Here is a 24,370-nt window from a genome sequence, read left to right as displayed (position 1 = left end):
GCGCTCATCCTCGGTGCCGACCACSAYCCGGTCGGGCCGCTTGAAGTCCTCGATGGCCGCGCCTTCGCGCAGGAACTCCGGGTTGGACACGACCGCGAAGTCGGCGTCCGGCCGACGCGCGCGGATGATGCGTTCGATCTCGTCGCCCGTGCCCACCGGCACGGTGGACTTGGTCACCACCACGGTGAAGCCCTCGATCAGGCCGGCGATCTCCTCGGCCGCGGCGTATACATAGGAAAGGTCGGCGTGGCCGTCTCCGCGTCGCGACGGCGTSCCCACGGCGATGAAGACCGCGTCCGCCGCCCGGATCGCGTCGGCGCCGTCCAGGGCGAACGACAGTCGCCCGCTGCGCACATTGGCCGCGACCAGATCGTCCAGGCCGGGCTCGAAGATCGGGATCTCGCCGCGCTTCAGCCGCTCGATCTTGGAGCGGTCCTTGTCCACACACACGACYTCGTGGCCGAAGTCCGCGAAACACGCCCCTGAAACCAGCCCCACATAGCCGGTACCGATCATCGCCACGCGCATGGAAGTCTCCGTTTAACAGGGCCCCGGGATAACGAGCAGGCGCCGCCTTGGCCACGGCCATTTTGGCAAGCGCTCGATCGCAGGCCGGTCTGCTCCCTCGCGCGGTGTTTTACGGGACTGCGACCCTGGACGTCCGAGACGGGGATCCGCCGACCTTGCCATGAAACGGAGCGATCGCGTCTCCATCAGCCTCCGATCTTCAGTGTGCCCAGCCGGGTCGGAGGGCTGTGACCGAGGCAGGACGACGCTCGTCGCTGAGGCCGTCCCTACAATCTCCCGGAGACCGGACCCTCGGCAGGTCGCCGTGAAGAGGACTTTGCCAACCGTGCCGGAAGTTCCCTTACTCGGCGCCAGAGAGTGGGGCCGGCGGGTTCGGTCAGGAGCGAGGAAACAGCAGTTGCTTGGCCAGTTCGGGCTCGATCACATGGCTGGTGGATTTGACGACTATCACGTTCGGCCAGCCGAATCCGAGCATGTCCTGTCGGAAAGCTGAGGCTGCGGGGTCAGCAAAGCAGCAATCGTCTTGGTCATTGTAGACAAGCACAACCGAGCGGGTTGAACGGCCAGCGGCGTCAATCTCGCCCATCATGTAGAGGGTCCAGTAATCGAAGCGGTCGAAGAACGGCCCGTCCTGCTCGAAATCTCCGATATCGAGGCCGAACAACCGGTATTCCCTTGGCAGGCTTCCTGCCCATGAAATCGAGCGGTCGATCTCCGGCGTCATCGCCGCAAGCATTGTCGTCGCCCAACCTCCCCCGGAAATCCCGATGATCGACACGTCTTCATAGCCCCTTACCGCTTCGCGGAGAATGGCGTAGTGGCCCGAGAGAAACAGGCTTAGCGGCGTCGCTTGTGGGTGCAATTCGTCCGCAAACAGCCGGTAAGTCTCATGGTTGGCCGCTTCGGATGCCGACAGATGAACCGTCTGCCCCAATCGCGCGGACGGGAAACTGACCGGGCCCGCATTCAGACCGATTCCCACGAGTGAAAAACCCAGGACGTCGCAACCGCGAGCATGTGCGGCACGCGCGATCTCGCGGTAGTAGTCAAAATCGTTCGGACTGCCGGTGTGGCCCTGCACGTACACGACAAGACAGCGTCCACCGCCGGGGGAGAGCAATCCTCTGACCCGAAACCCGTAGTAGCTCGCCAGAAAGCCTTCTTCCGTCCGCTGGACCTGGACGTTCTTCAGGACGATTTCGTCGATCATCGCCTGGCGCAGGGCGGGCCCGTTGTCGCGTGCGCGATTCATGGCTGCCTGCACTTTCGCCCGGTTTACGGGATACGTCTGACGGGGGTTTCGCCTCTGTTCCCGAGCTTCGGCCTGCGCCCGAGCGCTGAGCAAGCCGGCCGCCACGTATCCGCCGGCCGCAGCGCCGAATGAAAGACAGGCGGCGACAAGCACAAGAAGGCCAAAGTGCCGGCGGATAAATCTGACGGCGCCCATGAATGTCGACTCTCTCGCTGGCGGCCACGGCCGGGACTATTGGGTGCTGGGACGGGGTGGCTGTCAACGAGCGAGATGTACGGCCGTCGGCGTCATGAGCGACGGGCCTTCACGCATGCAGATCGACGTCCTTCCGGTCGCGGACGAACAGGAAGCCGACCACGACGGTGACCAGCGCCACGACCACCGGGTACCACAGGCCGTAGTAGATGTTGCCCGTGGCCGCGACCATGGCGAAGGCCGTGGTCGGCAGGAAGCCGCCGAACCAGCCGTTGCCGATATGATAGGGCAGGGACATGGAGGTGTAGCGGATGCTGGTCGGGAACATCTCCACCAGGGCCGCCGCGATCGGCCCGTAGACCATGGTCACATAGAGGACGAGCAGGAACAGGATGCCGACGACCATCGGCCTGTTCACCAGGCCGCTGTCGGCCTTGGCCGGATAGCCGGCGACGGTCAGGGCGGCGCCGAGGCCGGCTTCCCATTCCGTCTTGCGGACGGCGAAGTCCGGGCGAGGCAGGGCGGCGCCGTCGAAGCTGGGAACCCTGACTTCGCCGATGCGGACCTCGGCCGTCGAGCCCGCGGGCGCGGCGACGTTGACATAGGTGACGCCGGCCTTGGCCAGATACGACTTGGCCAGGTCGCAGGAGCTGTCGAACACGGTCTTGCCGACCGGATCGAACTGCAGGGCGCAATCGGCGGGGTCGGCGTATACGCTGACGGGCGCCGTGGCCGTGGCCGCGGCCAGCTGCGGATTGGCCGCCTGGGTCAGGGCGTGGAACAGCGGGAAATAGGTCAGGGCCGCCAGCAGGCAGCCGGTCAGGATGATCGGCTTGCGGCCGACCTTGTCCGACAGCCAGCCCCAGAAGACGAAGAAGGGCGTGGCCAGCAGCAGGGCGATCGCCACGAGAATATTGGCCAGCGGGCCGTCGAGCTTCAGCGTCTTCTCGAGGAAGAACAGGGCGTAGAACTGGCCCGTGTACCAGACCACGGCCTGACCCGCCGTCAGGCCGACCAGCGCCAGCAGCACCAGCTTCAGGTTCGGCCAGCGGGCGAAGCTGTCCTTCAGCGGAGTGCGCGATCCGCGCCCCTCGGCCTTCATGCGGGCGAAGGCCGGGCTCTCGGCCAGCTTCAGCCGGATCCACAGCGACACGCCCAGAAGCAGGATCGAGACGAGGAAGGGGATGCGCCAGCCCCACGCCTTGAAGGTCTCCTCGCCGAGGGCGGTGCGCACGCCGAGGATGACCAGCAGGCTCAGCAGCAACCCTGCGGTGGCGGTGATCTGGATGAAGGAGGTGTAGAAGCCGCGCTTCCCGGGCGGCGCGTGCTCGGCGACATAGGTGGCCGCCCCGCCGTACTCGCCGCCCAGGGCAAGGCCCTGCACCAGCCGCATGGCGATCAGGATGGCCGGAGCCGCGACGCCGATGGCCGCATAGGACGGCAGAAGGCCGACGACGAAGGTCGACAGTCCCATCAGCAGCATGGTGACCAGAAAGGTGTTCTTGCGCCCCCACAGGTCGCCCAGCCGACCGAAGAAGACGGCCCCGAACGGCCGCACCGCGAACCCCGCCGCGAAGGCCATCAGGGCGAAGATATAGCCGGTGGTCTCGTTGACCCCCGAGAAGAACTGGCTGGTGATGATCGCCGCCAGCGACCCGTACAGATAGAAGTCGTACCATTCGATCACCGTCCCGACCGACGAGGCGAGAATAACCAGGCGGTCGTTGCGGTCGACGGTGTGTTCGGCGTCGTCGGTCATGCGGCCTCCCCAGGGTGCGGGGAGCCTGAACGGCGAAACCGGCGGAGTCGAGCCAGATATCCGTGCGTCCCCGCCAAGCCGAGGACCCGGGTTTGAACGACAGCGAAACTGTTGAACGAACCGGCGCTCAATCCAGCACCGGCCGAGGGACAAAGCCCCGGTCCCCGCCTTGGCGGGAATGCACGGACTAGGTTGTCGCCTCGCTCCAGCCCCCCGCCAGCGCCTTGAACAGGGCGATCTGGTAGGTGGTGACCAGGGCTTCCGAGGCCGCCAGCTGGGCGTCGGCAGAGGCCAGGGTTCGCTCGGCGTCCAGCACGGTCAGGAAGCTGTCGGCGCCGGCGTCGAAGCGCAGGCGCGACAGGCGGGCGGCGGTGGCGGCCTGACCCCTCGCCGCCTGCAGGGCCGCACGGCGGTCCAGCTCGTTGGCGTAGTTGGCCAGCGCCGTCTCGGTTTCCTGCAGGGCCACCAGCACGGTCTGGTCGAAGGTCGCCAGGGCGGCGTCGGAGCCGGCGCTGGCCTGCTCGATCCGCGCCCGGGCGGCGAAGACATTGGGGAAGGACCAACTGATCAGCGGCCCCACGCCGAACCGGAAACCGGAGTCTCTGGACAGATCGCCCGCGTCGAGCGCCGTCGATCCGACCGATCCGCCGAGACTGATCCGGGGATAGAGGTCGGCGGTCGCTACGTTCACGCGCGCCGCGGCGGCCGCGAGAGCGCGCTCGGCCCGGCGCACGTCGGGCCGGCGCGCCAGCAGTCGGGCGCCGTCGCCGACCGGAATGGGCCGGGTCAGCTGCGGCGGACGGGCGCAGGCGCGGGCCGCTTCCGAAGCCTCGGCGGGCGTGCGTCCGGTCAGGGTCGCCAGCCGGAACAGGGCGCCGTCGCGCTGGGCGCGCAGCGGCGGCAGGGTGGCGCGGGTGCTTTCCAGGGCGGCGCGGGCGCGGGCGGTGTCGAGCCCGTTGCCGGCGCCGCCGGCCAGCAGGCGCTGGGTCAGGTCGGCGGTGTTCGACTGCAGCTCGATGGTCCGTTCGGCGACGGCGATCTGTGCGTTGGCGGAACAGGCGTCGGCATAGGCCCGGGCGGTCTCGGCGGCGACCGAAACCCGCGCCACGTCGAGCGCGGCGGCCGCGGCATCGGCGTCGGCCCGCGCCGCCCGGATCGCGCTGCCGACACGGCCGAACAGGTCGATCTCGTAGGAGACGTCCAGGCCGACGTCGTATTGCTCGCCCTCATCCAGCGGCTGGCCCCCGTTGCCGCCGGGGACCGTGGCGGCCGAGGCGCGGCCGTACTGGCCGCTGGCCCCGACGGTGGTGGACGGCAGCCGTCCGACCCGCGCCTCGCCCAAGGCCGCGCGGACGCGGCGCAGATTGGCCGCCGCGGCCTCCAGCTCGTTGTTCTCGCTCAGGGCCTGACGGATCAGGCTGTCCAGGGTCGGGTCGTCATAAAGCCGCCACCAGTCGTCGCGCACCGCCTCGGCGGTCACGGCGGTCACGGCGGTCACGGCGGGCGTAGCGGCGCCGACGAAGGCGCCCGACGCGGAGGGGGGAAGGGTCGCGTCGGGCACCCCCGGCCCGACCGCGCACGACGCCAGCGCAAGACTGGCGAAGGCGGTTGCGGTCAGGAACCGAAGGGGAAGTCGGGTCGTCATCAGGCGTCTCCCGGCCGGAGCGTCGCCGGCGCCGGATCGGCGTCGTGCGGCGGCAGGCCATGGGTGGTGGGCGCATTTCGCGGCTTTTCGGGCCGCTGCGGGATCTTCGAGGCGGCCCAGCGGCTGACCACATAGAAGACCGGGGTGAAGACCAGGCCGAACAGGGTCACGCCGAGCATGCCGGAGAAGACGGCGGTGCCGAGCGACTGACGCATCTCGGCCCCCGGACCCGTCGCCAGCATCAGCGGCACGACGCCGAAGATGAAGGCGAACGAGGTCATCAGGATGGGACGCAGACGAATCCGCGCCGCCTTGATGGCCGCGTCCCAGCGGCTCAGCCCCTCGTCCTCCTCGGCCTGTTTGGCGAACTCCACGATCAGGATGGCGTTCTTGGCCGCGAGCGCGATCAGCACCACCAGCCCGATCTGGACCAGGATGTTGTTGTCCAGCCCCCGCAGGCCGATGCCAACCATGGCCGCCAGAACGCACATCGGCACGATCAGCACCACGGCCATGGGCAGGGTGAAGGCCTCGTACTGGGCCGCCAGCACCAGGAAGACGAAGACCACGGCCATCAGGAAGACCAGGGTGGTCCCGCCCGAGGACGACTTCTCCTGCAGCGCCAGGCCGGTCCATTCGTACGAGAAGCCGGCCGGCAGGGCCTGGGCGGCCAGGCCTTCCATGGCGTCCAGCGCCTGGCCGGACGACACGCCCGGCGCGGCCTGTCCCTGAAGCTCGGAGGCCGGGAACAGGTTGTAGCGCACCACCCGCGCCGGGCCGGAGTCGTCCCTCAGCGTCGCCACCGAGCCGATCGGCGCCATCGCCCCCGAGGCGGTTCGAACCTTCAGATTGGCGATGTCGGCGACGTCGTCGCGCGAGGTCGGCTCCGCCTGCGCCGTCACCCGGAAGGTGCGGCCGAGGAAGTTGAAGTCGTTGATGTAGGACGAGCCCAGATAGATGCCGAGCGTCTCGAACACATCGGCCGGCTGGATTCCCATCATCAGGGTCTTGTCGCGGTCGATGTCGGCCGAGATGCGGGGCGAGCCGGTGTTGTAGGTCGAGAACACCTGCTGCACCTGCGTCGGCGCCTGGGCCGCCGCGCCCATCATGGCGAAGGTCGCGCCCTCCAGTCCGCGATAGCCGGCGCCGCCGCGGTCCTGGACCATCATCTGGAAGCCGTTGCCGTTGCCCAGACCCTGGACCGCGGGCGGGGCGATGACGAAGATGTTGGCGTCCTCGATGCCGAAGGTGGCGCCGGTGATGGCGCCGGCCAGGGCGACCGCCGACTGCTCGGCGTTGCGGTGGTCGAACTCGTCCAGCCGCACGAAGATGGTCGCGGCGTTGGAGCCGAACGAGAAGCTGGCGCCGTCGAGGCCGGCGAAGGCCACCGTGCCGTCCACGCCCTCGGTCTTTTCGATGATGTTCCGGGCCTGGCTCATCACCGCCTCGGTGCGTTCCAGCGACGAGCCGGGGGGCAGCTGGATGACGCCGATTAGATAGCCCTGGTCCTGGTCGGGGATGAAGCCCGTGGGCGTGTCCACGACGCGCCAGGCGGTCAGGGCCAGCAGGCCGACATAGACGGCCAGCACCACGCCCACCGTCCGCACCAGCCGCGCGGTCAGGCGGCCGTATTTGTCGGACAGCCAGTCGAAGCCCTCGTTGAAGCGCCGTCCGGCCCAGCCGCCATAGTAGGTGGCGGTCCCGAGAAGGCCCGGCTTGCGCGCGGGTTCGCCGTGCATGTCGTGCGGCTTCAGCAGCACCGCCGCCATGGCCGGGGACAGCGTCAGGGACACCAGCAGCGAGATGACCGAGGCCGAGGCGATGGTCACGGCGAACTGCTGGTAGAAGATGCCGGGGATGCCGGGCACGAAGGCGGTGGGCACGAACACCGCGACCAGCACCAGGCCGATGGCGATCAGGGCCCCGGACACTTCCTTCATCGACCGGTAGGCGGCCTCCTTGGGCGTCAAACCCATGCGGATGTATCGCTCGACGTTCTCGACCACGACGATGGCGTCGTCGACGACGATGCCGATGGCCAGCACCAGGCCGAACAGCGACAGCGAGTTGATCGAATAGCCCAGCGCCAGAAGCACGGCGAAGGTGCCCACCAGCGACACGGGAATGGCCACGATCGGGATGATCGCCGCCCGCCACGTCTGCAGGAAGACGATCACCACCAGCACCACCAGCAGCATGGCCTCGAACACCGTGTGCTGCACCGCCTCGACGGATTCGGCGACGAATTCGGTCGGATTGTAGGGGACGGAGATCGCCATGCCCTGGGGGAGTTCGGCGCGCACGGCCTCGATCTCGGCCTGGACCAGCTCGGCGGTTTCCAGCGCATTGGCGCCGGGCTGCTGCTGGATCGCCAGGGCGACGCCCGGCTGGCCGTCGAAATAGCCGCGGATGCCGTAGTCCTGCGACCCCAGCTCGACCCGGGCCACGTCGCGCACGCGCGTGGTGCGGCCCTCGGCGTCCGTCTTGATGACGATGTCGCCGAACTCGTCCGGATCGCTCAGGCGCGACTGCACCTGCACCGGCAGCTGGAAGGCCGCGGCGTTGGTCGGGAAGGGCGGCTGGCCGATGGCTCCGGCGGCGGCCGAGCTGTTCTGGCCGCGCAGGGCGCCGACGATTTCCTGGGCCGTCAGATTGCGCGCGGCGGCCTTGCCCGGGTCGATCCAGACCCGCATCGAATAGTTGCCGCCGCCGAACACCTGCACCGCGCCGACGCCGTCGAGACGCAGCATCCGGTCGCGGATGACCGAGTTGGCGTAGTTGCCGATATAGTCGTTGGCCAGGCTGCGGTCGGGCGATGTCAGGCCGATGATCAGCAGGAAGTCCTGCTGCTGCTTGTTCACCGTCACGCCGATCTGGCGCACGGGCTCGGGCAGGCGCGGCTCGGCCAGGGAGACGCGGTTCTGGACCAGCACCTGGGCCGCGTCCAGGTCGGTGCCCGGCTCGAAGGTGACGGTGATCGTCGCCACCCCGTCCGAGGTCGAGGACGACGAGATGTAGAGCATGCGCTCGACGCCGTTGATCTCCTGCTCGATCGGCGCGGCCACGGTTTCGGCCATGGTCTCGGCCGAGGCGCCCGGATAGACGGCGGTGACCGCGATCGTCGGCGGCGCGATCTCCGGATACTGCGACAGCGGCAGCAGCGGATAGGCGAACACGCCCAGAAGGGTGATGAACACCGAGATCACGGCCGCGAAGATCGGCCGGTCGATGAAGAAGCGGGAAATGTTCATGACCGGATCAGTCGACCGACGACAGGCTGTTGGCGAAGGTGGCGCTTGAGGCGGGCGCCGCCTGCGTCACCGGGGCCTGCGAGGCCTGCGCCGCGGCGGGCCGGATCTGGCCCAGTCTGGCCTGGACCTTCATGCCGGGCTGCTGGATGCGCTGGACCCCGTTGATGATGACGCGGTCGGTGGGCTGCAGGCCCGAGCGGATAACCCTCAGACCATCGACCAGCGGCCCCGGCTGCACCGGACGCGGCGCCACCGAGCCGTCGCGGGCGACGACATAGACGATGCGCCGGGCCTGATCGGTGGCGATGGCGGCGTCGGGCACCAGCATGGCGTTGTAGGTGCCCGCTCCCGCCAGCCGGGCCTGGCCGAACATGCCGGGCTTCAGGAAGCCGTCGGCGTTGGGGATCAGGGACCGCAGCCGGATCACGCCCGAAGACGTGTCCACCGCATTGTCGGTGAAATCGAGCGTGCCCGCGCGGGTGAAGTCGGTCTCGTCCTGCAGCCGCACCTGGATCGGGGCGGCGCCGCGGCGGGCCTGACGCTGGTATTTCAGCAGCACGGCCTCGGAGCCGTCGAAGACGAAATGGATCGGCGCGCTGGACACCACCGTGGTCAGGACGTCGGCGGCCGACGACCCGCCCGCGACGAGGTTGCCCGCATCGACGCGACGATCGGACACCCGGCCCGAGATCGGGGCGGTGACGCGGGTGAATTCAAGGTCCAGCTGGCGGGCGCGGACATTGGCGTTGGCCGCGGCGATGGCCGCCCGGGCGGTCTGCAGGGCGCCGCGCCGGGTGTCGACCTCGGCCTGGGACACGGCCTGCGACTCCAGCAGGGTTTCGGACCGCGCCAGCTCGCTCGTGGCCAGCGCCAGCTGCGCCTGGGCCTGCGACAGTTGCGCGCGGGCCGAGGCCAGGGCCGCCTGGGCCGGGCGCGGGTCGAGGCTGAACAGCAGCTGGCCGCGCCGCACATAGTCGCCGTCGCGGAAATGGACGCCCGAGACATAGCCGCCGACACGGGCGCGCACCTCGACCGACTGGGTCGCCTCGAACCGGCCGGTGAATTCATCCCAGTCCTGCACGGCGCGCACCAGCGGCGTGGCGACGGTCACGCTCGGCGCCGGCGGCGCCTGGGCTTCGCTTCGCTGGGAGCAGCCATGGAGCACGGTCGTCATCAGGACGGCCGCGGCCACGATCTTCGCGGTTCGCATGAGAGGTAGATCCCTGTCTCTGTCGACGCGGCGAACGGGGAGGAAGCCGGTAGTCAACGCCCGGTGACTTAATGGTGATCGTGGTTTCGCTTGTCAACGCCGGATGACAAAGCCATATGGATTTTGGGGCTTTGCGGAGATCACGAATTGTTTTGCCATGTCGCGCCCCGGCCCCGGAACGCCGAGGCGACACGCGCCGCCATCCTGACCGCTGCTCGCGAACGCTTCGCGCGTGAAAGCTATGACGACGTCGGCATGCGCGACATCGCCGGGGACGTCGGCGTCGACGCCGCCCTGGTGTCCCGCTATTTCGGCTCCAAGGAAGACCTGTTCGTCGCTGTGCTCGACAGCTGCGAGAACGGCGCCGAACTGATGGAAGGCGATCGCGCCGGCTTCGGCCGCCGCATCGCGCATGAGGCGATCTACGAGGGCAAGAGCGAAAGCAAGCTGAAGGGCCTGCTGGTCCTGCTGCGCTCGGTCGGTTCGACCAAGGCCATGGAGCTGGTCCAGCGCACCGGCAACGAGCGCTTCTTCAACCCCTTCGCCGAATGGGTCGGCGGTCCGGACGGCGCCGTCCGCGCCCGGCTGGCCGCAGCCTTCATCATGGGCATGGCGGTCAGCCGCGAGATCACCGGCGGCTTCGGCCTGACGCCGGAACAGTGCGCCCAGATGCGCGACCGCATGGCCGCGATCCTGCAGGACATCGTCGACGGCTGACGGTTCAGTCGCGGGGCCGGAATTTCCGGATCACGCCCGAGAAGGTCATCAGCACCCGCGCGCCCGAGGTGATCTGCCCGCGCACGAAGATCAGGCTCTTGCCGGCGCGCACCACCTCGCCCGTCGCCTCGACCAGTTCGCCGACATAGGCGCCGTCGATGAAGGTAGAATCCAGCGACACGGTGACGCCCGAGGCGCCCTCCATCTCCTGGTAGGCCATCTGGAACAGGGCGATGTCGGCGAAGGTCATCAGGCAGCCGCCGTGCATCCGGTCGCCGGCGTTCATGTGCTTGGGCTCGGCCCTGAAGGCGCAGCGCATGCCGCCGTCGGGGTCCGGCCGGAAGTAGAAGGGGCCCACCACCTGATCGAAGGTGCCGTGCAGGTCGTACATCTGCCAGCCGGCGAACTCGCCCTCCGTCACCGTGACCTTCTGAACCATCGTTCGCGCTCCGCCTTACTATCGCTCTCGCAATGCAGCATATAGGCGCGATGAGCGACCCCATCGAAACCGCCATCTTCGAAAAACTGGCGAAGGCCGACCCCAAGGGCGTCGGCGGCAAGAGCATTGAACCGGCCGATGTGGCCAAGGACCTGCAGCCCGAACAGTGGCAGCGGATGCTGCCCAAGGTGCGGCATTGCGCCCTCGGCCTGATGCGTCAGGGCAGGCTGACCATCACCAAGAAGGGCAAGGCCATCGATCCGAACGCCTTCAAGGGCGTGATCCGCCTGCGCCTGCCGACCGAGGCCGAGACCGCCGCGGCCCTCGCGGCGTTGCCGCCCGTCGTCGAGGACGATGACGACTTCGGCTGATCATTCCGTTCTCCCTCCCCTTCATGGGGAGGGATGTCGGCGCGTAGCGACGACAGGGTGGGGTACTTCATGGGGAGGGATGTGCGGCGGTTCCCCACCCGTCCGCTTCGCGGCCACCCTCCCCACAAGGGGGAGGGAGAACGCCGGTCATGACCCTCGACACCCTCCTCACCGACATCCGCGCCTGCCGGGCCTGTCTCGGCCAGCTTCCCCATACGCCGCGTCCGGTGGTCCGCGTCTTTCCCGAAACCCGTCTGCTGATCTGCGGCCAGGCGCCGGGGCGGCGGGTGCATGAGAGCGGCCTGCCGTTCACCGACCCGTCGGGCGACCGGCTGCGCCAGTGGCTGGGCGTCGACTACGGGACCTTCTACGCCGATCGCCGGCTGGGCGTGGCGGCCCAGGCCTTCTGCTATCCCGGCACGGCCCCGAAGGGCGGCGACTATCCGCCGCCGCGCCGCTGCGCCGAACTGTGGCGGCCGCGATTGCTGGCCGAACTGCCGGACGTCGAACTGACCCTGCTGGTCGGCGGCTACGCCCAGGTCTGGGCCCTCGGCGACCGGGCGAAGGTCAACATGACCGAAACCGTGCGGGCGTGGCGCGACTACGCGCCCGCCATCCTGCCCCTGCCGCATCCGTCGTGGCGAAACACCGCCTGGCTGCGGAAGAACCCGTGGTTCGAGGATGAGGTGCTGCCCTACCTAAGGGGACGGGTCGCGACTATTCTCGCCTGATGCGCTCCCGCTCCTCGCCGTTATCCCGCATCCTTCTCCCCTCGGGGGAGAAGGTGGCTCGCGCAGCGAGACGGATGAGGGGGCTCTTGGCCGCGGGCTGGCTCCCGACCGATGTGCGAGGAGACAAAGCCCCCTCATCCGACCGCCTTCGCCGCCCACCTTATCCCCCGAGGGGAGAAGGGCGCACCCGCCGCGTCTTGCCGTTGGCGCTGTCACTCACCCTCTCCGCCTGCGCTACGCCCGCGGTCCAGCCGCCCCTGACTCCGCCGCCCGGTTTCGCAGGACCCGCAATCGAATCCCGGACGCTGGTCATGGACGACGGCGCGCGCCTGCCGCTGGCCCGCTGGACGCCGGAGGGGGGCGAGCCCTGGGCCGTCATCGTCGCCCTGCACGGGATGAACGACAGCCGGGCCGCCTTCCGTCTCGCCGGGCCGTGGTGGGCCGAGCGCGGAATCGAGACCTGGGCCTTCGACCAGCGTGGCTTCGGCCGTGCGCCCGGCCGCGGCGTCTGGGCCGGCGAGGCGCGGATGAGCGAGGACCTGCGCACCGCCGTCGCCCTGGCCCGGGCCCGTCATCCGCGCGCGCTGATCGCCGTCGCCGGCGAGAGCATGGGCGGCGCGGTCGCCGTCGCCGCCTTCGGTTCGAACCACCCGCCCGCGGCGGATCGCGTCATCCTTCTCGCCCCGGCGGTCTGGGGCTGGACGGCGCAGGGGCCGGTCAACGCCATCGGGCTGTGGATCGCGGCCCGCGCCATGGGCGACCGCGCCGTCGGCGCTCCCGAATGGGCGGTGCGGGACCTGCCCGCCTCGGACAACCGGTTGGAGCTGATCCGCAACGGCCGCGATCCGAACAGCATCCTGCCGACGCGGTTCGACACCCTTTACGGCCTCGTCGACCTGATGGAGACCGCCTCGGTGCGGCTCGGCGACGTGCGCGCCCCGACCCTGCTGCTCTACGGCGCCCACGACAACGTCATCCAGAGGGACCCGATGCGGCGGGCGCTGGAGCGGGCGGGCGAGAGGCCGGGTTTCCGCACCTGCTTCTATCCTGACGGCTGGCACATCCTGAACCGCGACCTCCAGGCCGAGACCGTGTACCGCGATGTCGAGGCCTGGCTCAGGGACGCGTCCGCGCCGCTGCCGTCCGGGGCGGGGCCGGTCCTGCCGGCGCTCACGGATATGGCCCGCCCACGCTGACGTGAAACCGCCATGCTTGCGGTATTACCCGTCGAGGCGTAAACGCCCGCCAACAAAAAAACACCCCGGGAGACGCTCAAGTGAGCATGACGCTGTTTGATTCCCCGTCCTTCGCGAACCACGAGGGCGTTCACGCGGTCTTTGACGAAAAGACCGGCCTGCGCGCCATTATCGCTGTTCACTCAACCGCGCGCGGCCCGGCCGTCGGCGGGACCCGGATGTGGAACTACGCCTCCAGCGCCGAGGCGCTCGAGGACGTCCTGCGTCTCTCGCGCGGCATGAGCTACAAGAACGCCGTCGCGGATCTGGAGATGGGCGGCGGCAAGTCGGTCATCATCGGCGACAGCAAGACCCAGAAATCCCCCGAGCTGTTCCGCGCCTTCGGACGGGCGGTCCACACCCTCGGCGGCATCTACTATGCGGCGGAAGACGTCGGCGTGTCGGTCGCCGACATCGCCGAAGCCCGCAAGGTCACCCCCTATGTGCTGGGCCTGAGCGACGGTCCCGAGGCCTCGGGCGATCCCAGCCCCGTCACCGCCGAGGGCGTCTACCGCTCCACCCTGCTGGCCGCGAAACGCCTGTGGAACCAGGACGACCTGAGCGGCCTGACCGTCTCGGTCCAGGGCATCGGCCATGTCGGCGGCTATCTGGCCGACAAACTGTACGCCGCCGGCGCGAAGCTGATCATGACCGACGTCAACACGGCCCTGCTGGCCGAGGTCGCCGCGCGCACCAACGCCGAGATCGTGGCTCCCGACGCCATCTATGACGTCAAGGCCGACATCTATGCGCCCTGCGCCCTGGGCGCGACGCTGAACCCGCAGACGCTGGACCGCCTGACGGTCAAGGCCGTCGTCGGCGCCGCCAACAACCAGCTGGCCACGCCTGACATCGGCCAGACCCTGTTCGAGCGCGGCGTGCTCTACGCCCCCGACTATGTCGTCAACGGCGGCGGCATCATCAACGTCGCCTCGGAACTGCGCGCCCGCCAGAGCGGCGGCGCCTACGATCCGGCCTGGGTCGAGACCAAGCTGTCGCGCCTGATGGACACGCTGGAAGAGGTCCTGGACCGCTCGGCCGTCGAGAAGCGCCCGACCCACGAGATCGCCGACGCCATCGCCGAGGCGCGCATCAACACCGCCCGCGACGAAAAGGCCGAGCAGCGCAAGGCGGCCTAGCCCTGCTCCATCGGGGCGCCCCGGTGAAGGCCGGGGCGCCCCGATGGCGATTCCAGGCTGACGGGCCGGCCTACGTCCCGATCTGACGTACCGGTCGCCTAATCTGCGGGGATCGCCGCCGCCCCGGCCGGTCGACGTGCGCTCATGAGACTCATGAGACTCATGAGACGGTGTTTTTGGCTTCGGCGCCCCCGGATTCGCGCGCCGGGGGCATACGGACCACTATCGCCGGAACCGCCCTTCTGATTCGGGCCGAGGCGCCATGACCGCAACCTCCAGGACCGCACCGCCGACCCGGGCCTTCGACCCGCTGCTGCTCCTGATGGCGGTCGGCTTTGTCGTGGCCGTCGGGGCGCTGGCCTATCCCGCCTTCCGCTCGGACCCGATGAGCGCCCCCGGCCTGGTGCTGATCTTCACCGTCGGGGCCGTGGCCCTGATCGGCCTGTTCTCCCACACCCGCGGCGAGAAGCGCCAGCCGATGGGCGACGCCGCCGTCGATCTGCTGGACGCCATGGCCGAACCCGCCGCCCTGGTCTGGGCGACCGGCCAGGTGCTGGCCTTCAACGGCGCCTGGGCCGAGGCCAACGGCGCGACCACGTCCCTGCCCAAGGGCAAGTCGGCCTCGGCCCTCTACATGGCCTTCGCCCAGGCCCGCGCCGGCGAACAGGGCCGCGCCATCGTCGTCATCGGCGACCGTGAGCAGGAAGTCCTGATCGGGGCCGCCGGCGAAGGCCGCTTCCTCGTCCGCGCCGCGCCCGAGTCCGTGCTGCCGGTCGGCGCCATGGCCAGCCACCGGCCGGCGACCATCTCGAACGCGATCGAGAGCCGCGCCATGGCCGCCGGCGCGCCGTTCGGCTCGGCCGTCATCGCCGCCGAAGACCTGTTCGCCGGCAAGGTCGAGGAGGCCAACGCCGCCCTGTCCGTCCTGACCGGCCCCGCCGCCGCGCGCGACGCCGCCTTCGGCCACCTGTTCGACCCCGCCCTTGTCACCGAGGCCCGCGCCCGGCTCGACGACGGCTCCTCGGGCCCCATCGAGCTGATCGCCCGCGCCTTCCCCGACAAGATGCTGCACCTCTACGTCGCCCCCGAGGGCGACAAGCGGCGCATCTGGCTGTTCGACGTCTCGGCCCAGAAGTCGATGGAGCTGCAGCTGTCGCAGGCCCAGAAGATGCAGGCCGTGGGCCAGCTGGCCGGGGGCGTGGCCCATGACTTCAACAACCTGCTGACCGCCATCCAGCTGCAACTGTCCGGCCTGCTGGAGCGCCATCCCGTCGGCGACCCCTCCTACGAGGGCCTCAACGAAATCCGCCAGACCGCCATCCGCGCCGCCGACCTGGTGCGCAAGCTGCTGGCCTTCTCGCGCAAGTCGACCGTCCGCCGCGAGCGCCTCGACCTCGGCGAACTGGTCGGCGAGTTCGCCGTCCTGCTGCGCCGCCTGCTGCGCGAGGACGTGCGCTTGGAAACCGACTACGGCCGCGACCTGCCGGTCGTCCTCGCCGACAAGAGCCAGCTCGAAACCGCCGTCATGAACCTCGCCGTCAACGCCCGCGACGCCATGCGCGGCGTGGTCGAGCCCGGCGCGGGCGTGGTCACCATCCGCACCGCCCGCCTGACCGCCGACGAGGCGCGCGCGCTCGGCTGGACCAGCCCCGCCACCGACGCCGTCGCCCTGATCGAGGTGGCGGACAGCGGTCCCGGCGTCCCGCCCGAAATCCTCGACAAGATCTTCGAACCCTTCTTCACCACCAAGGCGGTGAACGAGGGCACGGGCATGGGCCTGGCCACGGTCTATGGCATCGTCGAACAGGCCGGCGGCCACATCAATGTGTCGAACGCGGCGGCAGGCGGGGCGGTGTTCCGCATCTTCCTGCCGGAGGCGGCCGAGGCCGAACTGGCCGAGATAGCGCCGGTCGAGATCAAGATGAAGACGCCGCGCGACCTGTCGGGCGCCGGCCGCATCCTGTTCGTCGAGGACGAGGCCGCGGTGCGCGGCATCGCCGCCCGCCTGCTGCGCCAGCGCGGCTATGAGGTCATCGAGGCCGCCGACGGCGAGGAGGCCCTCGAGCTGGCCGAGCAGCACGCCGGGACCATCGACATGATGATCTCGGACGTCATCATGCCCGGCCTCGACGGCCCCGCCCTGCTGAAGAAGGCGCGGCCGTTCCTGGGCGACGCGCCGGTCCTGTTCATCTCGGGCTATGCCGAAAGCGACTTCTCGGACCTGCTGCAGGACGAGGTCGGCGTCTCCTTCCTGCCCAAGCCGCTGGACATCAAGACCCTGGCCGAACGCGTGAAGCAGGAACTGCACGCCGGCTGAACCATCGGTAACTTGCCAATCTTCGTCCGGCGCCATCCTCTGGCGCCTCGCGCCACGGAGCCCCCCCGCCATGATGATCGATCGCCGCCGCCTGCTGTTCACCGCCGCCGCCGGTGCGGGCCTCGCCGCCTGCGGCCAGGTCCTGGCCCAGACGCCCGCCGCCGCCGCCTCGGCCTCGGCGGCGCTGAGCGCCCTGATGGACGGGATCGTCCAGACCTTCCTGCTGCAGTCGCCCGAGACCCTGACCTCGCTGGGCATGGACAAGGGGCCGATGGCGGCGATGAAGTCCCGGCTCGACGACCGGTCCCAGGCCAAGATCGACGCCGACCGGGTGGTGTTCAGGGGCCAGATGAACCAGCTCAAGGCCATCGACCGCTCGGCCCTGCCCGAAACCGAAGGCGTCTATCACGACACCCTGACCTTCTTCGGCGAGACCCAGATGATGGGCGACCGCTTCCCCTATGGCGGCGGCGGCTTCGGCCCGGCGCCCTACACCGTCTCCCAGCTGACCGGCTCGTATCAGAACCTGCCGGACTTCCTCGACACCCAGCACGCGATCGAGACCGCCGAGGACGCCGAGGCCTATCTGGCGCGCGTCGCCGCCTTCCCGACCGCCCTGGATCAGGAGACGGCGCGGATGCAGGCTGATTTCGCCGCCGGCGCCGTGCCGCCGGACTTCGTCATCGACAAGACCCTGCTCCAGCTCGCCAACCTCTATGACACCCCGCCCGACCAGTCGGTCCTGACCACATCCGTCGTGCGCCGGACCGGCGAGAAGAACCTCGCCGGCGACTGGGGCGACCGCGCCCGGCGGATCGTCGAGGGCGAGGTCTATCCGGCCCTGCGCCGCCAAGCCGACGCCATGCGCGCCCGCCGCGCCGACGCCGTCCATGACGCCGGCGTCTGGCGCCTGCCCGACGGCGAGGCCTATTACGACTGGGGCATCCGCAGCTACACCACCTCGACCTTGTCGGGCGCCGAGATCCACGCCCTCGGCCTGGAACAGGTGGCCGAGCTTTCAGCCCGCGCCGACGTGCTGCTCAAGGCCCAGGGCCTGACCCAGGGCTCGGTGGGCGAACGCATCTCCGCCCTCGGCAAGGACCCGGCCCAGCTCTATCCCAACACCGACGCGGGCAAGGCCCAGCTGCTGGCCGACCTCAACGCCCAGATGGTCGACATGGCCAAACGCCTGCCCGAGTATTTCGGCCGCATCCCCGCCGCGGCGGTCGAGATCCGCCGCGTCCCGACCTTCATCGAAGCGGGCGCGCCCGGCGGCTACTACAACTCGCCGGCGCTCGACGGCTCCCGGCCCGGCGCCTACTACATCAACCTGCGCGACACGTCGGAATGGCCGCGCATGCAGCTGCCGACCCTGACCTATCACGAGGCGTCCCCGGGACATCACCACCAGATCGCCCTGCAGCAGGAACAGGCCGACCGGCCGTTGCTGATGAAGGTGCTGGGCTTCTCGGCCTATTCGGAGGGCTGGGCGCTCTATTCCGAACAGCTGGCCGACGAGATGGGGGTCTATGCCGACAACCCCATCGGCAAGATCGGCTATCTGCAGTCGCTGCTGTTCCGCGCCACCCGGCTGGTCGCGGATTCCGGCCTGCACCACAAGCGCTGGAGCCGCGAACAGACCATCCGCTACATGGTCGAGACCCTCGGCGATTCCGAGACGGCGGTCACCACCGAGGTCGAGCGCTACTGCGTCTGGCCGGGTCAGGCCTCCAGCTACAAGGTCGGCCACAACAAGTGGGTCGAGCTGCGCGCCCGGGCCCAGGCCGCGCTTGGCGACCGCTTCGACATCCGCGCCTTCCACGACGCGGGAATGAACGCCGGCGGCGTGCCGCTGACGGTGCTGGACAAGATCATGAGCGACTGGATCGCCGCCCGGCGCGCCTGACCCTGACAAGCGTCGATCCGGGCGCGCCACGGCGGCCCGGATCGATGGCCCCTTTCGCCTGAGGACTCCCCATGATCGACCGCCGCCGCCTGCTGCTGTCCACCGCCGGCCTCGGCCTGATGGCGGCCCTGCCCGCCGCCGCCCAAGCCCCGGCCCTGTCCGAAGCCGACGCGCGGCTGGACGCCATGCTGACCCGCTGGTTCAACGAGAACGTCGACCTGGCGCCGGAATATGCCACCAACCTGGGCCTCGACCGCGACGCCCGCGCGCCCCTGTCAGGGAAGCTTCGGCAGGTCGGTCTGGCCGACGCCGAGGCCGACCGCGTTCGCGCCCGCGCCCGCTGGGCCGAGATCCAGACGGTGTCGGAGGAAGGCCTGTCGGACCAGGCGAAGGTGTCGCTGGCCGTCTATCGCTTCACAGCCGAGGGGGCGGCCCGGGCGGCTGACATTCCCTATGGCGGGGGCATCGGTCCGTATGTCGTGACCCAGCGGTCGGGGGCCTATTTCTCGGTTCCGGACTTCATGGCCAACCAGCACCGGCTAGAGACCGAAGCGGACGCCGAGGCCTTCATCTCCCGTCTGTCCGCCTTTGCCCGGGTCCTGGATCAGGAGAGCGAGCGGATCACGGCCGACGCGGCCCTGGGCGTGATGTTGCCCGGCTTCCTGATGGACAAGACCCTGACCCAGCTTCGGACGCTGCGGGAAACCCCGGCCTACGACATGGCCATGGTCCAGGCGCTGATCCGCAAGACGGACGAGCGCGACATGATCGGCGACTGGGGCGCCCAGGCGGCCAGCGTGGTCGAGACCGAAATCAAGCCGGCCCTCGCTCGCCAGATCTCGGTCTTCGAGGCCCTGCGCCCCAGCGCCACGGACGATGCGGGCGCCTGGAAGCTGCCGCAGGGCGACAAGGCTTACGCCCTGGCCCTGCGCGCCTACACCACCACCGACTACGACGCCCAGGCCATCCACGACATCGGCCTCGAACAGGTCGCCTCCATCCAGGCCGAGATCGACACGATCCTGAAGGGCATGGGCATGGCCGAGGGCTCGGTCGGCGAGCGGATCAAGACGCTCAGCGAGGATCCGCAACACCTGTGGCCCAACACGGACGAGGCCAAGGTCGAGCTGATCGGTTCGCTGAACGAGCAGATGGCGGCGCTGGCGCCGCTGCTGCCGCGCGTGTTCAACACCCTGCCCACGGCCGCCGTCGAGATCCGGCGCGTGCCGCCGGCCATCGAGCTCGGCGCGCCGGGCGGCTACTATCAGGCCGCATCGCTGGATGGCTCGCGGCCGGGCGCCTACTACATCAACCTGTCGAATACGGCGAACTGGCCCAAATGGGGCCTGCCGACCCTGACCTATCACGAGGCTTCGCCGGGCCACCATTTCCAGATCACCGTCGCGCGGGAGGCGGGCAGTCTGCCCATCTATCGCCGCGTCGCCGGCAACTCGGCCTATAATGAAGGCTGGGCCCTGTACGCTGAGCGGGTCGCCGCCGACGACCTCGACGTCTACGCCGGCAATCCGCTGGGCCGGGTGGGATACCTGCAGTCCTACCTGTTCCGCGCCGTGCGTCTGGTCGTCGACACCGGTCTGCACCACAAGCGGTGGAGCCGGGATCAGGCCATACGCTACATGATCGACGAATGCGGCGAGCCGCCCGAGTCGGCCGAGAAGGAGATCGACCGCTACTGCGTCTCCATCGGCCAGGCCTGCTCCTACAAGCTCGGCCAGACGGTCATCGCGCGTCTGCGCGCCGAGGCCGAGGCCCGTCCGGGCTTCGATCTGAAGGCGTTCCACGACCGGGTGCTGCTGAACGGCTCGGTGCCGCTGGCGGTGCTGGAAGGGCTGATGCGGGCCTAGGCGGTCCCGCCGAGCGCTTCCCGGGCCGCGACGATCGTCGGATCGGCGTCGGCCTGGACGGCCAGCCATTCGCGGAAGCGGGCGATCTTGGGCGAGCGCCTGCGGCCTTCGGGCCAGACCAGATAGTAGCCGGTGTGGAACGACACCGTCTGGGCGAAGGGCCGCACCAGCAGGCCGTTGAGCAGCTCGCGCGCGAACAGGATCGGGGAGGCGAGGGCCACCCCCTGGTCGCCCAGCGCGGCGGCGACTTCCAGAACCTGATAGTCGGCGGTCAGTCGGCTCATGGGCTGGGCGCCGCCGCTGATCCCCGCCGCGGCGAACCAGGCGGCCCACTCCTTCTCCATGCCTATGCGCGGCGCGTTCAGCAGGTCGGCGGGGTCGGTCAGCTTCAGCCGCTCCGCCATGGCCGGGCTGCAAACCGGCGTGAACACGCTGGGCATCAGCAACTGGCTCTCCATGCCCGGCCAGTCGCCGGAGCCGGACCGGATGCCGACGTCGAACCCTTCGCGCGACAGGTCGAGCAGGTTGGGATTGGTGTCCAGCCGCACCGCCAGCCCGGGGTTGGCGACCTGGAAGGCCCCCAGCCGCGGGGCAAGCCACTGGGCCGCCAGCGAGGCCAGGGTGGTGATCGACAGGATGTGCTCGTCGGCCTCGGTCAGGTCGCTGACCGCGCGGCGCAGCAGGGTCATGGCCTCGGTCGCGGCGCGGGACAGCCGCTCGCCGCCCTCGGTCGGCTGGACCTCGCGCGGCAGGCGACGGAACAGGCTCTGTCCCAGCCGGCCTTCCAGGGCCTTGATCTGCCAGCTGACGGCGGCCTGGGTCATGCCCAGTTCCTCGGCGGCGCGGGTGAAGCTCTTCAGGCGGGCGGCGGCCTCGAACACGCGGATCGAGGCGAGGGGGATGCCGGCAAGGGGATCGGCCATAAGCGAACCTTATGTGAGGCAGCCACAATCTGGTTTGAAAGGCTCTGCTGTCAAGCCCATCTTGGTCATATCAGCAAGGCAAGGCCAGAGGAGGCCACGATGGAAGAGATGCATCACACCCATAAGGAGCCTGCATGGGGCTGGGTCACCGTCCTGCAGGACTGGCGCCGCAGCCGGACCCGTCAGCGCCTGCGGACCCCGGACCGTATCGTCACGCCCTGGAGCCGCTGAGGCAGGTTTTCCGATCCGGTCTGCCGCAGGCGAACTTCCCTTCTCCCACGCATGACCGTCGGCCCGATTGATGGGTCGAGGCCCGGATCCTGGAGTCTCCTGCTCCCGGGGTCCGGGCCGAGCCGTGTCCGGGCCTCAATATTCCGGCGGCTCGGTCGACCCGACGGGTCTGGATCAGCAAAGCATGCGCCTGCGTCGTTTTTGGATGCAGGCTTGTGAACCTAGTCGCGCACCGTCCAGCCGTCGGCCTCGCGCAGGGCGTTGTGGATGGCGGTGGCGGCGACGGCGGCCTCGGCCCCCGCGACCGCGATCTGGTTCAGGCCGCGGACGACGTCGCCCGCGGCATAGAGGCCCTTCACGCTGGTGGCCTGGTGGGCATCGACGAACAGGCGGCCGTCCTCGCCGACCCGCGCCCCCAGCCCTTCGGCAAGGTTCGCATTGGGCGAGGTCCCCAGCGCTGAATAGACGAGGTCGAAGCTGCGGAAGGTCCCGCCCCAGCTCAGGGCGGTGACCCGATCGCCCTCCAGCCGGACGTTGTCGATCGGGGCGCGGATCAGTTCGATCCCCATGCGCGCCATTTCTCCATGCTCGGTCAGGGCCTCGGCGGGCCCGACATGGATCAGCGTCACCCGATCGGAATAGGTGCGCAGGAAGGCCGCCTCGCGCACGCCCTTGTCGTCGTCGCCGATCACCGCCACCGCCTTGTCGATGGCTTCATAGCCGTCGCAGATCGGGCAGATGCGGACCAGGGCCCGTTCGATGGCGCGCTCGACGCCGGGCAGGTCGGGATGATGATCGACCACGCCGGTGGCCAGCAGCACCGCGCGGACGCGGAGGTTACGTCCGTTCAGGCGGGCGACGAAGCCGTCGCCGTCGCGCGCCAGATGCTCGACGCGTCCGGCCTCGATGACGGCGCCGTATTCCCCGGCCTGTTCGGTCATCCGTCTCAGGATGGCGTCGCCGGTGATGCCGCTGGGAAAGCCCGGCATGTTGTGGCTGAGCGGTATCCAGCAGGCGCGCGGCGCGCCCCCGTCAGCCACAAGCACGCGCCGCCGGAACCGCGCCAGATAGGTGGCCGCGGTGAGGCCCGCCGGACCGGCGCCGACGATCAGGACCTCGGCTTCGTTCACCGCGTGCGCCAGGTCGTCGGCCAGAAATCGGCCGGGACGCCCCAGCATTCCGTCATTTCGGACTCCGCACTCAGGACGAAACTCCGGCCCGTCCATGTCCAGGTCGAGGCTGTGCCGCAATCGCCGATGCCTCGCCCCTTGGAGAAGGCGGACAGGGTCCGGGTTCCGGCATCATAGCCGCCGTTGATGGTGCCCGCGCCGGTTTCGCCCCCCGCCGACGCCAGGCTGACGGCGCGCGGGTCCCGCCCGCCCGGCCCGGTCAGATACCAGTCGTGACCGACGTTGTAGGCCCCGGCGAAGCAGGGCACGGCCCAGAGTTCGGTCGAGGCGTCGAGCCGCGCGGACATGACCTCGTTGCTTACCGCAGTGTCCGCGGTCTCGGCCCGGCAGGCCTTGACCGCGGCCACGGCCTCCAGCGCCGGGGGAAGGGTCTGGCCGCTGTCGCCGAAACCGGTCTGGGCGATCGGCGGAGCGGCGATCACATGCGGCGCGGACTCCGGGCCGGGGACGGGCGACGGCGCGCCCGTTCCCTTGCGGACGAGGGCGGCGGGGGTGTTCAGCCGTCCCTGACGTTCGTCGATCCAGAGCATGGCCGCCGATGCTCCCGACAGGGACATCGTAACGGTCTCGCCGCCCGCCGCCAGCGTCAGGGTCTCGCCAGCCGCCAGACCGGAAGCGACGGCGGCCGCGTCGGCCGCGCGAACCTGCGCCACGCCGACGGGTTCGTGATCCCCGGCGACGGGCGCCGCGACATGGTTCCTACCGTCGAGGGTGAGGGTCATCGGGCCGGTCAACCCCTCGCCGCTGGTAGGCCAGAAGCCGACCGAAACGGTGCGCGCGCCATTCGGACCCGGCGCCGAGCCGACCCGCACCCAGCCTGTGCCCTCGCTGGCAGGCCCGAAGGCGACGCAGTCATTGGTGTTGTCGCAGACGGCCAGCCAGTCGCGGAATTTGCGGCTCTCGCTGCGCGCGCCCGAGGCCGCCGCGGCGTTCTCGGCGGACGCCGTCTGCGAGGGCGCAGAGGCCGCCGCCGTCTCATCCGCCGGCCCACACGCCGCCAGCGCCATGGCCGCCAGGCAAGCTCCCCCAAGATGCCGCATCATTCATCCCCCGTCTCGCCAGGCCCTGCGCCTTTCGGAACGATAACCGGAATCCGCGAGTGAGGTCTCCTCTTTATCGAGTCCCGGTGCGACGATCATTTTTCGTCGCGGAAGTCATGTCCGTCCGCGCCCTTTGCACCGGCCCGCGCGCGCCGCTATACCGCGCGCTCACTCCCCCATCCCCAGTCAAAGGCGAACACCCGCATGGCCAAGATCAAGGTCGCCAACCCCATCGTGGACATCGACGGCGACGAGATGACCCGGATCATCTGGCAGATGATCAAGGACAAGCTGGTCTTCCCCTTCCTGGACCTCGAGCTCGACTACTACGACCTCGGCATGGAGAACCGCGACGCCACCGACGATCAGGTGACGATCGATCGGCATGGAGAACCGCGACGCCACCGACGATCAGGTGACGATCGA

Annotated in this window: 18 protein-coding genes and 2 pseudogenes; 10 read left to right on the top strand and 10 right to left on the bottom strand. The window is 69.6% G+C overall.

Features of this window, described 5'->3' with window-relative positions; translation table 11 throughout:
- The 6 genes and pseudogenes from ASD25_RS20450 to ASD25_RS20425 form a co-directional block, all read right to left on the bottom strand.
- Positions 1–528: pseudogene (locus ASD25_RS20450) on the bottom strand (UDP-glucose/GDP-mannose dehydrogenase family protein); the annotation flags it as partial.
- A gap of 376 nt (positions 529–904) precedes the next feature.
- Positions 905–1,975 carry a hypothetical protein gene (locus ASD25_RS20445; protein WP_156376901.1) on the bottom strand — a complete coding sequence of 357 codons (1,071 nt, stop codon included), beginning with the start codon at positions 1,973–1,975 and terminating at the stop codon, positions 905–907.
- 109 nt (positions 1,976–2,084) lie between these two features.
- Positions 2,085–3,734 (bottom strand): MFS transporter, encoded by a 1,650-nt coding sequence (locus tag ASD25_RS20440; protein WP_055827834.1) that lies wholly within the window; start codon positions 3,732–3,734, stop codon positions 2,085–2,087.
- A gap of 187 nt (positions 3,735–3,921) precedes the next feature.
- Positions 3,922–5,379, bottom strand: a complete 1,458-nt coding sequence (locus ASD25_RS20435; RefSeq protein ID WP_055827837.1) for an efflux transporter outer membrane subunit — start codon at positions 5,377–5,379, stop codon at positions 3,922–3,924.
- Entirely contained in the window at positions 5,379–8,630 is a 3,252-nt protein-coding gene (locus ASD25_RS20430) for an efflux RND transporter permease subunit (RefSeq protein ID WP_055827840.1), read from the bottom strand. Before ASD25_RS20430 ends, ASD25_RS20435 begins: the two co-directional genes overlap by 1 nt.
- A 7-nt stretch (positions 8,631–8,637) precedes the next feature.
- On the bottom strand, positions 8,638–9,840 hold the full coding sequence (locus ASD25_RS20425; protein ID WP_055827843.1) for an efflux RND transporter periplasmic adaptor subunit: 1,203 nt from the start codon (positions 9,838–9,840) through the stop codon (positions 8,638–8,640).
- Between the two features lie 147 nt (positions 9,841–9,987).
- On the opposite strand from ASD25_RS20425, the gene ASD25_RS20420 reads away from it, so the two are divergent.
- Positions 9,988–10,557 carry a TetR/AcrR family transcriptional regulator gene (locus ASD25_RS20420; RefSeq protein WP_055827846.1) on the top strand — a complete coding sequence of 190 codons (570 nt, stop codon included), beginning with the start codon at positions 9,988–9,990 and terminating at the stop codon, positions 10,555–10,557.
- Between the two features lie 4 nt (positions 10,558–10,561).
- On the opposite strand, the gene ASD25_RS20415 is transcribed toward ASD25_RS20420, so the two are convergent.
- A complete protein-coding gene (locus ASD25_RS20415; protein ID WP_055827849.1) occupies positions 10,562–10,996 on the bottom strand; it encodes a PaaI family thioesterase in 435 nt (144 codons plus the stop codon).
- Positions 10,997–11,046: 50 nt separating this feature from the next.
- Between ASD25_RS20415 and ASD25_RS20410 the strand changes: the two genes are divergently transcribed.
- The 7 genes from ASD25_RS20410 to ASD25_RS20380 all read left to right on the top strand — a co-directional run bounded on the left by ASD25_RS20410 (position 11,047) and on the right by ASD25_RS20380 (position 20,560).
- Positions 11,047–11,367, top strand: a complete 321-nt coding sequence (locus ASD25_RS20410; protein ID WP_055827852.1) for a DUF3253 domain-containing protein — start codon at positions 11,047–11,049, stop codon at positions 11,365–11,367.
- Between the two features lie 149 nt (positions 11,368–11,516).
- Positions 11,517–12,098 (top strand): uracil-DNA glycosylase family protein, encoded by a 582-nt coding sequence (locus ASD25_RS20405; protein ID WP_055827854.1) that lies wholly within the window; start codon positions 11,517–11,519, stop codon positions 12,096–12,098.
- 311 nt (positions 12,099–12,409) lie between these two features.
- On the top strand, positions 12,410–13,294 hold the full coding sequence (locus ASD25_RS20400) for an alpha/beta fold hydrolase (protein ID WP_235561699.1): 885 nt from the start codon (positions 12,410–12,412) through the stop codon (positions 13,292–13,294).
- A gap of 86 nt (positions 13,295–13,380) precedes the next feature.
- Positions 13,381–14,472, top strand: coding sequence for a Glu/Leu/Phe/Val dehydrogenase (locus ASD25_RS20395; protein WP_055829649.1), 1,092 nt, complete (start codon positions 13,381–13,383; stop codon positions 14,470–14,472).
- Positions 14,473–14,734: 262 nt separating this feature from the next.
- Positions 14,735–16,789, top strand: coding sequence for a cell cycle histidine kinase CckA (gene cckA / locus ASD25_RS20390; RefSeq protein ID WP_055827859.1), 2,055 nt, complete (start codon positions 14,735–14,737; stop codon positions 16,787–16,789).
- A 73-nt stretch (positions 16,790–16,862) separates the two neighbouring features.
- The gene (locus tag ASD25_RS20385; RefSeq protein ID WP_055829651.1) at positions 16,863–18,695 is read left to right on the top strand and encodes a DUF885 family protein; all 1,833 of its coding nucleotides are present in this window, start codon (positions 16,863–16,865) and stop codon (positions 18,693–18,695) included.
- 71 nt (positions 18,696–18,766) lie between these two features.
- The gene (locus tag ASD25_RS20380) at positions 18,767–20,560 is read left to right on the top strand and encodes a DUF885 family protein (protein ID WP_082560022.1); all 1,794 of its coding nucleotides are present in this window, start codon (positions 18,767–18,769) and stop codon (positions 20,558–20,560) included.
- Here ASD25_RS20380 and ASD25_RS20375 read toward each other — a convergent pair.
- Positions 20,557–21,483, bottom strand: a complete 927-nt coding sequence (locus ASD25_RS20375) for a LysR substrate-binding domain-containing protein (RefSeq protein ID WP_055827864.1) — start codon at positions 21,481–21,483, stop codon at positions 20,557–20,559. The genes ASD25_RS20380 and ASD25_RS20375 overlap by 4 nt on opposite strands.
- A gap of 99 nt (positions 21,484–21,582) precedes the next feature.
- Between ASD25_RS20375 and ASD25_RS32865 the strand changes: the two genes are divergently transcribed.
- On the top strand, positions 21,583–21,714 hold the full coding sequence (locus ASD25_RS32865) for a hypothetical protein (RefSeq protein ID WP_255356182.1): 132 nt from the start codon (positions 21,583–21,585) through the stop codon (positions 21,712–21,714).
- A gap of 221 nt (positions 21,715–21,935) precedes the next feature.
- Here the strand turns inward: ASD25_RS32865 and ASD25_RS20370 are convergent, their stop codons facing one another.
- Positions 21,936–22,892 carry an NAD(P)/FAD-dependent oxidoreductase gene (locus tag ASD25_RS20370; RefSeq protein WP_055827865.1) on the bottom strand — a complete coding sequence of 319 codons (957 nt, stop codon included), beginning with the start codon at positions 22,890–22,892 and terminating at the stop codon, positions 21,936–21,938.
- Entirely contained in the window at positions 22,841–23,944 is a 1,104-nt protein-coding gene (locus tag ASD25_RS20365) for a DUF1176 domain-containing protein (RefSeq protein WP_235562817.1), read from the bottom strand. The genes ASD25_RS20370 and ASD25_RS20365 overlap by 52 nt, the downstream gene beginning before the upstream one ends.
- A 204-nt stretch (positions 23,945–24,148) precedes the next feature.
- On the opposite strand from ASD25_RS20365, the pseudogene ASD25_RS20360 reads away from it, so the two are divergent.
- Positions 24,149–24,370, top strand: a pseudogene (locus ASD25_RS20360) (isocitrate/isopropylmalate family dehydrogenase); the annotation flags it as partial.

This window comes from Brevundimonas sp. Root1423, from assembly GCF_001426805.1.
Note: the sequence above shows the minus strand (reverse complement) of the source record. Positions and strands in the feature narration are given on the sequence as shown.

Excerpts from the sequence above, each read along its gene's own strand:
- ASD25_RS20445 (WP_156376901.1), bottom strand. The coding sequence starts at position 1,975 with ATGGGCGCCGTCAGATTTATCCGCCGGCACTTTGGCCTTCTTGTGCTT.
- ASD25_RS20440 (WP_055827834.1), bottom strand. The coding sequence starts at position 3,734 with ATGACCGACGACGCCGAACACACCGTCGACCGCAACGACCGCCTGGTT.
- ASD25_RS20435 (WP_055827837.1), bottom strand. The coding sequence starts at position 5,379 with ATGACGACCCGACTTCCCCTTCGGTTCCTGACCGCAACCGCCTTCGCC.
- ASD25_RS20430 (WP_055827840.1), bottom strand. The coding sequence starts at position 8,630 with ATGAACATTTCCCGCTTCTTCATCGACCGGCCGATCTTCGCGGCCGTG.
- ASD25_RS20425 (WP_055827843.1), bottom strand. The coding sequence starts at position 9,840 with ATGCGAACCGCGAAGATCGTGGCCGCGGCCGTCCTGATGACGACCGTG.
- ASD25_RS20415 (WP_055827849.1), bottom strand. The coding sequence starts at position 10,996 with ATGGTTCAGAAGGTCACGGTGACGGAGGGCGAGTTCGCCGGCTGGCAG.
- ASD25_RS20410 (WP_055827852.1), top strand. The coding sequence starts at position 11,047 with ATGAGCGACCCCATCGAAACCGCCATCTTCGAAAAACTGGCGAAGGCC.
- ASD25_RS20405 (WP_055827854.1), top strand. The coding sequence starts at position 11,517 with ATGACCCTCGACACCCTCCTCACCGACATCCGCGCCTGCCGGGCCTGT.
- ASD25_RS20400 (WP_235561699.1), top strand. The coding sequence starts at position 12,410 with ATGGACGACGGCGCGCGCCTGCCGCTGGCCCGCTGGACGCCGGAGGGG.
- ASD25_RS20395 (WP_055829649.1), top strand. The coding sequence starts at position 13,381 with ATGACGCTGTTTGATTCCCCGTCCTTCGCGAACCACGAGGGCGTTCAC.
- cckA (WP_055827859.1), top strand. The coding sequence starts at position 14,735 with ATGACCGCAACCTCCAGGACCGCACCGCCGACCCGGGCCTTCGACCCG.
- ASD25_RS20385 (WP_055829651.1), top strand. The coding sequence starts at position 16,863 with ATGATCGATCGCCGCCGCCTGCTGTTCACCGCCGCCGCCGGTGCGGGC.
- ASD25_RS20380 (WP_082560022.1), top strand. The coding sequence starts at position 18,767 with ATGATCGACCGCCGCCGCCTGCTGCTGTCCACCGCCGGCCTCGGCCTG.
- ASD25_RS20375 (WP_055827864.1), bottom strand. The coding sequence starts at position 21,483 with ATGGCCGATCCCCTTGCCGGCATCCCCCTCGCCTCGATCCGCGTGTTC.
- ASD25_RS32865 (WP_255356182.1), top strand. The coding sequence starts at position 21,583 with ATGGAAGAGATGCATCACACCCATAAGGAGCCTGCATGGGGCTGGGTC.
- ASD25_RS20370 (WP_055827865.1), bottom strand. The coding sequence starts at position 22,892 with ATGCTGGGGCGTCCCGGCCGATTTCTGGCCGACGACCTGGCGCACGCG.
- ASD25_RS20365 (WP_235562817.1), bottom strand. The coding sequence starts at position 23,944 with ATGCGGCATCTTGGGGGAGCTTGCCTGGCGGCCATGGCGCTGGCGGCG.